Below are 11,788 nucleotides of genomic sequence, written 5' to 3' on the forward strand. Positions count from 1 at the left end.
GCTTAGTTTAAATTTCGTTTAACCAGGGATAGTTCAGATGCCATCAATCCCAACATAATAATCGATCCGAAATAAATCAGGTTTTTACTGTCAACCACTCCTCTAATGATACTCCGATAATGGTACTGCATATCCATATAGGCCATTACCTCTCCCGCAAATCCGGAAAAGGCCCTGGATATGATGCTGAAAAGAATCTGAAAGAAGATGCCTATGATCAAGGCCAGTAAAAAGGCCACAATTTGGTTGGACGTAATACTACTGGCAAAAATACCCAGACTGATATAAGCAGCGCTCATCAACAGTAATCCTAAATATCCCGTCCATACCGAACCATGGTCGATTGGGCCAATAGATGCAATAGAGATATAATAGGGTATAGTTAACGCCAGTGTAATTACAATCAGTAGAAATGTAGAAAGAAACTTTCCTGTAACCACTTGCCAGTCCGAAACCGGTTTGGTCAGCATCAATTCTATCGTTCCTGTTTTGTATTCTTCGGCAATCTGTTTCATGGTTAGTGCCGGAATAAAAATAAACAGCGTCCAGTATGCAATCCCAAAGAATGGTTGCATAGTGGCACGGTTAATAAAAAACACATCGTTGTTTCCGTAGAGCCAGGTAAAAAATCCACTTAAACCCAGGAAAACGACAATGAGAATATAAGCCATCAGGGAATCAAAGTAACCTTTCAGCTCTCTTTTGGTGATAATCCATATTTGTTTCATGATAAATGAGTATCAAGTATTAAGACACAAGTATCAATAAAATTGATACGTAATGTATTTGTTGATTTTAATTAGTTCTCCCAATTTGCTCCAACCGTGTTGGTCGCTTCAACTGCATGGGTCGCTCCAGTCGCATGGGTTAGTTCGCGGAAGATATCTTCGAGGTTTTTCTCTTGTGGCGTAAGTTGGGTGAGATACCATCCTTTGTCGGCACAAGCCATAAAAATAGCCCTGCACGAGGATAATCCCGGTTTGGATTCCACCTCGAAAAAGTTCTGATTGTCGTCGCCAAAAGAAATCACTTCCGTTTCAGGTAAAGCCTTTAGCACTTCATACACCTCATTAGTTGTTCCGCCTTCAACAGCCACTTTCAACACTTCGTTGCCTTGCGCTTTATGGCGAAGTTCATTTGGAGTACCGTCGGCCACAATCTTACCTTTGTTGATGATGAGCACCCTGTCACACGTGGCTTCTACCTCTGCCAAAATATGGGAACTAAGAATAACGGTTTTTTCCCGTCCGATTTCTTTTATGAGCTCGCGAATCTCAATAATCTGGTTAGGATCCAGACCTGTGGTAGGCTCGTCCAGAATAAGCACTTCCGGATCGTGAATTAGCGCCTGGGCCAGTCCAACACGCTGGCGGTACCCTTTGGAGAGTTCTCCGATTTTTTTGTGCTTCTCATCATTTAAACCGCATTTGGCCACCATTTCCTTTACCCGTATATCCAGATTGGCCTTGGAAACGCCCTGTAGCTCACCAATAAACCGCAGGTAATCTATAATAGGCATGTCCAGATAAAGTGGATTGTTCTCAGGTAAATAACCAATGTTCTTCTTTACCTCATCCGGTTTTTCAAGTACCGAGTTTCCACCAACCGTAATATCTCCATGGTTTGGAGAAATAAAACAGGTGATGGCTTTCATGGTAGTTGTTTTACCTGCGCCATTTGGTCCAAGAAAACCCAGGATTTCGCCGGTCCTCACTTCAAACGAGAGATCGTCCAAAGCTTTTTGCGGACCATACGTTTTGGTAATTCCTTTAACGTGTATGTCCATTTTTTATCGTATTGTATGTGTTTGATAGCGATATTAAAGCGACACCAAAAATAAAAAATGGGAAAAAAACTGAAAAAAGGGAGAAAAGGTTTAACTATTTTTTAACTCCAATTATGTTTAGCATAAACATCCGCGGGGTCGTATTCCGATATCCTGGGTATGTATAATAAAACTGATCTAGAATGAAAAAACAATAAGAAATATAAAAGTGAATAATATTCGTTAATTTTATTATACTGCTGAATACAGGGAGATCATGAGACGTTCGATGAGGATGATCATGTAATCAGTAAGTGGTTATTGATGCTAGAAACAGCACATATTTATGATTTGTATCTTCGAATAAATTCATTAGCTAACAAACATAAAACCAGGTTTAAAATACTCAAGATGAATATACTTAAAATATTATTAGTGTTTTCTGTAGCTCTGGTAATTGCCAACTGCAAACAGAAAACCGATAAAGGCACAAGTGAACAAGCGACTAACCCGGATATCAACCTGGAAATTCCCGGAAGTGTTCGGCTTTTTGACGGTAAAGGGCTAACCAACTGGGATATCACCAATTTTGGGCCCCAGGGCGAAGTTTATATATCAGGTGGAAAAATAGTTTTGGGAATGGGTGATGGTTGCACCGGTATTACCTGGAAAAACGACTTTCCTAAGGTTAATTACGAGGTAAGTTTGGAGGCGATCCGCATTGCCGGGAACGATTTCTTTTGTGGGTTGACATTCCCTGTTAACGATGATTTTTGCTCGTTTATTGTAGGAGGATGGGCAGGTGTGGTAGTAGGACTCAGTACCATAGATGGATTAGATGGATCCGAAAACGAAACCACCTCGATGATGACCTTCAACACGAATGAGTGGTATAAAATCAGACTCAAAGTAACTTCAGAAAAAATTGAGGCCTGGATTAACGGGAGTAAGGCTATTGACTTTGCCTACGAAGGAAGACAATTGGGTATACGCCCCGAGGTACGGTTATCCTGTCCTTTTGGTATCACCACCTGGAAAACCACAGGTGCCATTAGAAATATCTATTTGAAGGAGTGGTGTAACCAGATAAAATACTTGCATCCAGGACTAAAATTGCTTAATTTGAAAGGTGTTCTTTAAATATTTAATCATGGATTTCCAAACCGGACACCTTTATCACATTTACAATCAAGGTAACAACAAGAATAATATTTTCTTTAACCGGGATAATTACCGGTTCTTTTTAAAAAAGATAGCCACAAATATTTTACCTTTTTGCGATATTTTAGCCTGGTGTTTAATGCCTAATCATTTTCACTTGATGGTGTTGGTGAATAGCTTAGAAGCCGAGTTTGCTTATTATACTCCGGGAGCGACTAGTAATTCGAAGTGTGATTCTACTACTCCGGGCGCGACTCGCAGTCGCAATCGGAGTGAAGAAACAAGGACTGATACCCTGCAGAAATCATTGGGTATAATGCTGGCATCGCACACCCGAGCCATCAACAAAAAGAAAAAACTTAGCGATAGTTTGTTCCGACAAGAAACAAAAGCGGAGTGCATTACTTGCTCGGATGGTGTTACTCCATCTTTTTTTAATACTAAAAACGGTACAATCTTTCTCTCTGAAACACCCGAGCGTCAATATCCTCAAATATGTTATAATTATATTTTGAATAACCCCGTTAAGTGCAAGGTTGGTATCAAAAGCAAGCGATTGGGAATTTTCTTCCGCAATGGATGTTACCGGTTTAAGAAATGGAAAGCTAATAAACAAGAGGGTGATTGAAGAGTATGGCATGGTATTTACTCCTTAACCAACTCCGGGTGCTATTCGAAATTCGATGTGTGCTACTCCAAGTGCGACTGCAAGTCTCGCCCGGAGGTTTCAATGAGGACTTTGACAGTTACACTGATTATGATGATTTGTCTGATTGTCCTATTGCTGATTTAGATGTTTATGTTGTTGCTGTTTCTACTACTTGATTGCTTCGTATTTTCCTGTTCCGTCTTTTAGTGCGAATTCTATGATCTCTGTTATTTCTGAGTTTTCTACTATTGATAATCTTAAGTAGTAGTCGCCTAGTAGGTTTGCTGTTATGTTTACTGCTGTGTCGTTTGGGTTTACCCTGTCGCATTTGTTGTTTCGTAGCTAAGTTGTCCTGTGTCTCCTGTGAAGTTTGCTACTTTTAATGTGTCTCCGTTGAGTAGGAGTGCTCCTCTGAAGCTTGCTGGTGTTTTTCCGCTTCTGCTGCTGTTTGCATCTAAGTTTACTTTTTTTTGATAGTTGTTCAACATCTCAAAATCGAAGGTATTCTGCGCCTCGGTATCAACACTTTTAATGTATTCCTGGCTTTGGTATATTCCATTGGGGTCGCTTAATTTAAAAAGATAGCTTCTTAAGTCTATTTGAGCATCTTTTAAAGCGCTTGAGATGTGGGTATTCTCTGAGGTAGTATTAGACGATAATAATAGCTTAAAACCACTTTTATCCCCAACTTTAAGAATAGCCACCTGTCCTTGAATACCATCTATATTAAATTCGGCACGGTAAATATGCTTACCCATGGCCATAAAGTTGCTTTGCAACAAAAGCCTACCATCAATAGAAAACAAGCTCGCATTTTTTACCGGTTTAAATGAAAAAAACTCTGCTATTATAGTAGTACCATTATGTATTATTTTTAGCATGGGTTCCTTCATACCCGTTTCTTCGATTACGGTTACGATATTGGCGATATAATAGTACCCGTTGGCATCAGTATTTGTGGAATGGGTATTTATTGGGTCGTCCTGCGGTGCTAATTCAAGCTCTATATTTTCTATTCCCTGCCCGTTAGTATTTCGTACATAGCCCTCTATGCTTTGAGCAGTAGCTACGGCCGAAGTCAAAGTAAAAACAACAGGTACCAAGACTGATCGAACAAGAATTTTTATACAACTGAGTTTAGCTCTTTTTTTAAGTTTGGGTTTTGTGTTATACACAGAAACATTTTGCCGACGATTATTTAATACAAAACCAGTATCTTCTATATGTTCCCGAAGAACGTATTTTTTACTTATTTCGAACTCAACGGTTTGTTGGTATAACTTTAACGCTACGTTTTCATAACCTGTTTTATGTAACAAACAGGCCTTTTCCATCAAGTATACCGTATATTCGGGCCAGTTCAACAGTGCATTATCATTGCTATAAAAAGCTTGCTTGTAATCACCTCTATCGCTAAAACATACATATTTATTCAAGTTTTGCTTGGCTTAGCGTAATTAAAAGTTGGCTGAATACCTATGTATTGTAATTTGTACAGTACGATTTAAACAATGAAGTATGCATGAGATGGTTATTGGTTTTGCTTTTAAATTATGAAAAAACCAGCACATATTCAAGTTGTTTATGCTTAACTACTCCGAGTGCGACTACGAGTCGCGCCCGGAGTAGCACTCGGCAAGGTTAATACAGCATCCCAAAATGCCATAATGGAACCGTATTGCCAAAACCAATTTCTATATCGTCTTTTACAATATATCCGTTTTCTAATTCCTTAATCTGCTTCTGCTTTTTATTTTTACCACCTACCTCAAACGTAATCTCTCCGATTAAAAAGTCGGCAATTGGTGAAGCACAAACTGTATAATTCAACTTGGTTTGATTAAAGAAGAATGTCTCCCTTATATTACCTATATTAGGTGTATCTTCTGCAAGGTTATACACCAGGTTGGTGTTCTCAAGATATATTTATTTACCTTACCTAACGACCTTATACCTCCTGTAGAATTCCTCAACTGTGCTACCATGCCTGCTTCTTCAATGTACATGCAATAGTCGGCAATATTATTTCTACTGGCCGATAACATGGTAGCAATGCTACTGAAATTAGGCTTAAAAGGTGTACTCTTAGAAATTATGGCCATTAGTTGTTTTAACTTGCGCCCGGTCGACACATTCATTTCGGCATATAATGGAATGTCAGATTCTAATGTTTGATTAACTATTTGCCTCAACCTCCATTCAAAATCGTCTTCAAGAGCAAAAGGGTAATAACCTTGTTTTAAATAATTTTTGAAATGGCGTAAAGGATGCTCCAATCCGGGAATATCTATTTGATGTTCAAGAATATTTTTTAAAGTAAAGGTTTCCAATTTTATATTATGAAACAAATGCAAATACTCCCTAAAAGATAAGCCCTGTAGGTTATACATTACAGCTCGACGGCTTAAATCGGTAACACCTTTCTTTATATCTAAAACTGAAGAGCCTGAAAACACAACTTTTAATCCCGGATAATAATCATACAAAAGTTTGAGCTCTTTTGACCAATCTTTATATTTATGAATTTCATCAATAAAAAGATATTTCCCTCCTTGCTTTACAAATAAGTCGGCGAGGTCTAGGATTGTATTATCAGAAAAATAAAAGTCTTCAGCTGTAACATACAATGTTTCTTTTAAATCTAAATTGTTCTTTGTATACTGAATAATCAAAGTAGTTTTGCCAACTCCACGAGGGCCAATTAAGCCAAGCATTCTGTTGTTCCAGTTAATCTTGGAATATAGGTATCTGTAAAATTGCGTATCCGTATCTTTCAGTAATTTATAAAAATACTCAAATAACTTATCCCTAATTTGCTGTTTCCTACAAAGATATAAATGCACTATAATAGTGCATTTATATCTTTGTATTGCACTTAAATAATGCAATAATTATCGCTTTGTAGCAGTGCATAATTAATTTATACTCCAGGCGCGACTTGGAGTCGCACTCGGAGTCTATTCCTTATTCTTTGAATCGATAATAATGGTTACAGGGCCATCATTGATTAGCGAAACTTGCATATGAGCGCCAAATTCGCCCGTTTGTACCTTCTTACTTAGTACTTGCTCCATACAACTAACAAAAGCCTCGTATAAGGGCACAGAAACGTCAGGTTTGGCCGCATCGATATAAGATGGCCGGTTTCCTTTTTTGGTTTTGGCATGTAGGGTGAATTGGCTGACTACTATCATTTCCCCATCTACATCCAAAAGCGATTTGTTCATCACATCATTTTCATCCGGGAAAATTCTTAGATTGGCAATTTTGTTGCAGAGCCATTCAATATCGTTATTGTCATCGTCGTTTACGATTCCCAATAAAACTAAAAGTCCATTTTTTATCTTACTTTTTATATTATTATTTATATTCACTGATGCTTCAGATACTCTTTGAATTACTACTCGCATTTTTTGTTAAATTGAAATATATTACAATATTTATATATTCATATTTACAACTTTATATTTTTAGATATAAACATTTGTACGATAATTTTTGTTGTATTGGGTAAAAATAGAATAAATTGCCATAAATTTCTCTAGATGGTCTGTTTTTAAAAAAAATGTTTTTACTATACAAAAAACATACTAAACACTGATTTATTGTTTATTACAAGTCATAAAACATTCACATAAACAACTTTTAAGCCCTTGAGAATTCGATAAAATTATTTTCCTTATAAACGATACAGCTATATGCGCATAATATTGAGTCAAAAAACCGATCCTTTTCAAAATTTAGCCACAGAAGAATATTTGCTTAAAAATTTTAGTGAAGACATTTTTTTCCTTTACATAAATTCAAAATCCATTATCGTAGGAAAACATCAAAACGCGCTTGCCGAAGTTAATTTTAAGTTCGTTACTGAAAATGAAATTCCGGTGGTCAGAAGATTAAGTGGAGGTGGAACCGTTTTTCATGATCCCGGAAATATCAATTTTTGTTTTATTACATCCGGCGTAAAAGGAGAGTTGGTCAACTTTAAAAAATACACCACACCAATTGTTGAGTTTTTAAAATCAATTGGCGTAGATGCACACTTTGGTGGAAGAAACGATATTTTAATTGAAGGTTGTAAAATTAGTGGTAATGCTTGCCATGTTTTTAAAAACAAGGTTATGCACCATGGTACACTTTTATTCAACAGTCAACTAGGTTCCCTTACACAATCATTAAAAAACGATCCACTAAAATTTAAAGATAAAGCCGTTAAATCGGTCAGAAGTAAAGTAACCAATATTCATGATCATTTAGGTCAACCAAAAGATGTAGATGTATTTGTCCGGGAACTATCGGAATATATAATCCAAAATTACAATTGCGATGCCTATACACTGACAGAAAGAGATAATGAAAAGATAAATGAGTTAGTAGAAACTAAGTTTAACACCTGGGAATGGAACTTTGGCTATAGTCCAAAATTTGAGCTTAAAAAACGGTTGAAGTCTGAATCGGGCAAACGGTTCGAGATTATACTTCATGTTAACAAGGGCAACATAACAGAAGTAGCTATTAGAACCAATGCAATTGATTTGGATAAAGTAAAACAGCTCAAGAATTCTCTTGCTAATTGTATACATGAAATAAGCCACATTACCACTAATACCAATGAGGTATTTAAGAATTGGCAAGAGCTAAGGCAGCAAGAATTAATTGAGGCGTTGTTTTAAACCAATAAACCAACGTTAATTTGCCAGTTGAACATTTATAAGATGTAAATATTCAACTGGTGAGTATTATGGTTGTTCGGTCCGAGCGGTAAAATACTCCCAAACAACTTTGGCTTTTGCTTTGCCAATGGATTGTTCAATTTCTTCCAGATTCAGTTTTTTAATTTGCTCCACCGATTTAAACTCTGACAGCAGTTTTTGAGCGGTTTTCGCCCCTATCCCTTTGATATGATCCAACTCAGACTTTACAAAGTCCCTGGAGCGCTGATTACGGTGAAACGTAATACCAAAGCGGTGCGCTTCGTTACGGGCATGTTGAATTATTTTTAAGGTTTCCGAGTTTTTATCGAGATACAAAGGTACCGGATCACCGGGAAAAAATATCTCTTCCAACCGTTTTGCAATACCTATTACGGCCACTTTATCGTCTATTTCGAGTCTACGTAGAATCTTCATGGCTGCTCCCAGCTGCCCTTTACCCCCATCGATGATTACCAGGTTTGGCAAGGATTCGTTTTCATTAATTAAACGTGTATATCTACGTTCGATAATCTCCTCCATACTGGCAAAATCATCGGGGCCAACGACTGTTTTTACGTTATAATGGCGATAGTCCTTTTTGCTCGGCTTGGAATTTTTAAAAACCACACAGGCCGCCACAGGAAAGTTTCCTTGAATATTGGAGTTATCGAAACACTCAATATGCTTTGGCTGTTCCTTTAACCTTAAATCCTTTTGCATGGTGTTCAGGATGCGATCCTCACGAGTTTCTTTTTTTCGTATGGACTGCTGTTTGAGTTTTTCTAGGCGATAGTACTTTACGTTTCTTTCAGACAGTTCCAACAACTTCTTCTTCTCTCCTTTTTGAGGTATGATGAATTTTACTGTCTCGAACACAGTATCGGGTTTGATTGGAACAATAATTTCACGCGATGTACTATGCAATCTTTCCCTTATTTCTGTTATGGCCAGGGACAGAAGTTCGGGTATTGACTCATTTAATTTCTTTTTCAGTTCAATGGTATGCGCTTGAATAATGGCACCATTTACCACTTTCAGGAAATTAACATAGCCCGATTCTTCATCTTCAATAATGGAATAAACATCTACATTATTGATACTGGAACTTACTACTGTTGATTTACTCTGATAGGTATCTAACTGTTTTATTTTTTGTTTAACCTCTTCCGCTTCCTCAAACTTAAATTCCGCTGCAAATTGAAGCATCAATTCCTTTAGGTATCTAATCACAGAATTTATATTTCCACGCAATATATTTTTTATTGCCTCAATATTTTCCCTGTATTTCTCTTCCTTATATTCTCCCACACATGGTCCTTTACAATTGCCCAAATGATATTCGAGACATACCTTGTATTTACCTTCAGAAATTTTTTCCGGGGCTAAATTAAGCTTACAGTTGCGTAAAGGATAAGTAGATTTAAAAAGGTCGAGTAAGGTACGAACCATACCAACGGACGTATATGGACCAAAATAGAGGCTCCCATCCTTGATTATATGCCTTGTGGAGAATACACGGGGATAGGGTTCGTTCTTCACCACAATCCAAGGAAAGGATTTATCATCTTTTAAAAGTACATTATACCTGGGCTGATATTTTTTAATAAGGTTATTTTCGAGCAGTAAAGCATCCTCCTCCGAATTGACCACAATATGCTCAATGTTGGCAATATTTCTTATTAAAAGGGCAGTCTTACCATTGTCAGGTTTGCCCACAAAATAAGACGAAACCCTTTTTTTTAAGTTCTTGGCTTTACCTACATAGATAATTTTACCCTCCTTATTATAGTATTGGTATACGCCGGGGTTGGAAGGTAAAACCGCAATTTTTTCTTTGATGAACTCTATTTTTGGATTAATAGATTTATCCATTAGGCATATAAATTAGTAAAAGAAAAGGTATTTACATCAAACAATCCCTTATCCCCAATCTTAATTTTTGGTATCACCAATAGACTCATAAACGATAAAGTCATAAATGGTGCGCCCAAAGTAGAACCCATTTTTTGGGCTTTGGTATTTAAACTTTGATATTTCTCGGCCACTTCCCTACCCGATTTGCCTGTCATTAATCCTGCTACTTCCAAAGGCAGACAATCCTTTTCTTCGTTTAAAGCATACCCCATTCCTCCTTTGTGAGCGATAATTTCGTTCAGCGCATTTACAATATCCTTGTCTGATATACCAACAGCAATTAAATTATGACTATCATGAGCCACGCTGCAAGCTATGGCACCTTTTTTTAGACCTATGTTTTTAATGAATCCAACAACAGGCGGTGCAGCTTTATAGCGATTTAATACCACAATTTTAAGTATATCTTCATCTATATCGGATTCAATATAACCTGATGTATTGGTCGGAGTCCATATCAGTTCATCCGTAAACAGGTCTCCGTCCATCGCTTTTATGACCCGAATATTACAATCTTTTTTATATTCCACCTTAATCTCGTTCACTGATATTGGCGAAATATTAAAGTTATTGATAGCTTTTGAAGCAGGAACATCGAACAACAATTGCTCGTTTGCATACACCTGTTTTCCGTTTATATAAGTTTCCTGCACCTTAAAATCAGATAAGTTATCCACCACGATCAAATCCGCAGGATCACCTTCACGTAACAAACCGACCGGTAAATTATAGTGCTCCACCGGTTTTAATATGGCAGCCCGTAATAAGTCAAAAATATCAATACCCAGCGATATACCCAGGCGAATAATCTTATCGATATGCCCTTTATGGATGAGTTCATCGGGATGGGAATCGTCGGTACAGAGCATGATATGATCGGGATGGCTTTTAAAAAGTGGAGCCAGCACATGAAAGTTTTTTGCGGCACTTCCTTCCCTAATTTGAACGGTTACTCCTTGGTCTATCTTTTGAATGGCCTCTTCCACGGACACACATTCATGGTCGGAAGTAATACCAGCATCCGTATATTTTTTCAGATCCTCGCCCATCAGTCCGGGTGCATGACCATCTATTTTCTTTCGGTATTTATGTGCCGCATCTATCTTGTTCCACACCTCTTGGTCTTTATAAATCACACCAGGGAAATTCATCATTTCCGAAAGAAACCAGATATCCTCCCGTTGCAACAACCCCTCAACTTCGTCCGATCCGATGGCTGCTCCGCTGGTTTCAAACGATGTGGCGGGTACGCACGAAGGCGCTCCAAAGAAACATTTTAAAGGCGTATTGTTGGAATCCCGGATCATATAATCCACGCCTTTTACCCCCATTACGTTGGCAATTTCGTGTGGATCCGATACCACCGCCACCGTTCCACGTGGAACAACCAACTTCGAAAATTGGCTCGGCGTCAGCATCGAACTTTCAATATGCACATGACTATCCACTAGTCCTGGCAATATATATTGACTAAATTCCTCTCCTACCTTTTCGATGTTTTCAACCTGACCATTTTTTAGTGTGATTATCCCATTAAATATTTCTCTATTTATTATATCTACGATCCTACCTTTCAAGTGCATATTTTAATATTTTTGTTCCACG

11 protein-coding genes are annotated in these 11,788 nt (G+C 37.6%); 3 read left to right on the forward strand and 8 right to left on the reverse strand.

Going from position 1 to position 11,788, the window contains the following annotated elements; genetic code table 11:
• Window positions 1-2 precede the first annotated feature (2 nt).
• The gene (locus tag ACT29I_RS10490; RefSeq protein ID WP_430932432.1) at window positions 3-728 is read right to left on the reverse strand and encodes an ABC transporter permease subunit; all 726 of its coding nucleotides are present in this window, start codon (window positions 726-728) and stop codon (window positions 3-5) included.
• Window positions 729-799: 71 nt separating this feature from the next.
• Window positions 800-1,786 (reverse strand): ATP-binding cassette domain-containing protein, encoded by a 987-nt coding sequence (locus ACT29I_RS10495; protein ID WP_444793388.1) that lies wholly within the window; start codon window positions 1,784-1,786, stop codon window positions 800-802.
• Window positions 1,787-2,176: 390 nt separating this feature from the next.
• On the opposite strand from ACT29I_RS10495, the gene ACT29I_RS10500 reads away from it, so the two are divergent.
• Window positions 2,177-2,905 (forward strand): 3-keto-disaccharide hydrolase, encoded by a 729-nt coding sequence (locus tag ACT29I_RS10500; RefSeq protein ID WP_444793389.1) that lies wholly within the window; start codon window positions 2,177-2,179, stop codon window positions 2,903-2,905.
• Between the two features lie 10 nt (window positions 2,906-2,915).
• Complete coding sequence (locus tag ACT29I_RS10505) at window positions 2,916-3,554, forward strand: transposase (RefSeq protein ID WP_444793390.1); 639 nt, start codon at window positions 2,916-2,918, stop codon at window positions 3,552-3,554.
• A gap of 335 nt (window positions 3,555-3,889) precedes the next feature.
• Here the strand turns inward: ACT29I_RS10505 and ACT29I_RS10510 are convergent, their stop codons facing one another.
• From ACT29I_RS10510 to dtd, 4 genes are all read right to left on the reverse strand, one after another.
• Window positions 3,890-5,011, reverse strand: coding sequence for a carboxypeptidase-like regulatory domain-containing protein (locus tag ACT29I_RS10510; RefSeq protein ID WP_444793391.1), 1,122 nt, complete (start codon window positions 5,009-5,011; stop codon window positions 3,890-3,892).
• Window positions 5,012-5,216: 205 nt separating this feature from the next.
• Entirely contained in the window at window positions 5,217-5,405 is a 189-nt protein-coding gene (locus ACT29I_RS10515) for an AAA family ATPase (protein ID WP_444793392.1), read from the reverse strand.
• A gap of 38 nt (window positions 5,406-5,443) precedes the next feature.
• Window positions 5,444-6,418, reverse strand: a complete 975-nt coding sequence (locus ACT29I_RS10520; RefSeq protein ID WP_444793393.1) for an ATP-binding protein — start codon at window positions 6,416-6,418, stop codon at window positions 5,444-5,446.
• A 114-nt stretch (window positions 6,419-6,532) separates the two neighbouring features.
• A complete protein-coding gene (gene dtd, locus ACT29I_RS10525) occupies window positions 6,533-6,985 on the reverse strand; it encodes a D-aminoacyl-tRNA deacylase (protein ID WP_430932426.1) in 453 nt (150 codons plus the stop codon).
• Between the two features lie 288 nt (window positions 6,986-7,273).
• On the opposite strand from dtd, the gene ACT29I_RS10530 reads away from it, so the two are divergent.
• On the forward strand, window positions 7,274-8,248 hold the full coding sequence (locus ACT29I_RS10530; protein ID WP_444793394.1) for a lipoate--protein ligase family protein: 975 nt from the start codon (window positions 7,274-7,276) through the stop codon (window positions 8,246-8,248).
• Window positions 8,249-8,314: 66 nt separating this feature from the next.
• Here the strand turns inward: ACT29I_RS10530 and uvrC are convergent, their stop codons facing one another.
• Together uvrC and ade are read right to left on the reverse strand one after the other, a co-directional pair.
• On the reverse strand, window positions 8,315-10,141 hold the full coding sequence (gene uvrC / locus ACT29I_RS10535) for an excinuclease ABC subunit UvrC (RefSeq protein ID WP_444793395.1): 1,827 nt from the start codon (window positions 10,139-10,141) through the stop codon (window positions 8,315-8,317).
• Window positions 10,141-11,766: an adenine deaminase gene (gene ade / locus ACT29I_RS10540; RefSeq protein WP_430932421.1), complete on the reverse strand. Its 1,626-nt coding sequence runs from the start codon at window positions 11,764-11,766 to the stop codon at window positions 10,141-10,143. The genes uvrC and ade overlap by 1 nt, the downstream gene beginning before the upstream one ends.
• Window positions 11,767-11,788: the final 22 nt, after the last annotated feature.

This window comes from Saccharicrinis sp. GN24d3 (assembly GCF_052400645.1).
Lineage (GTDB): Bacteria > Bacteroidota > Bacteroidia > Bacteroidales > Marinilabiliaceae > Saccharicrinis.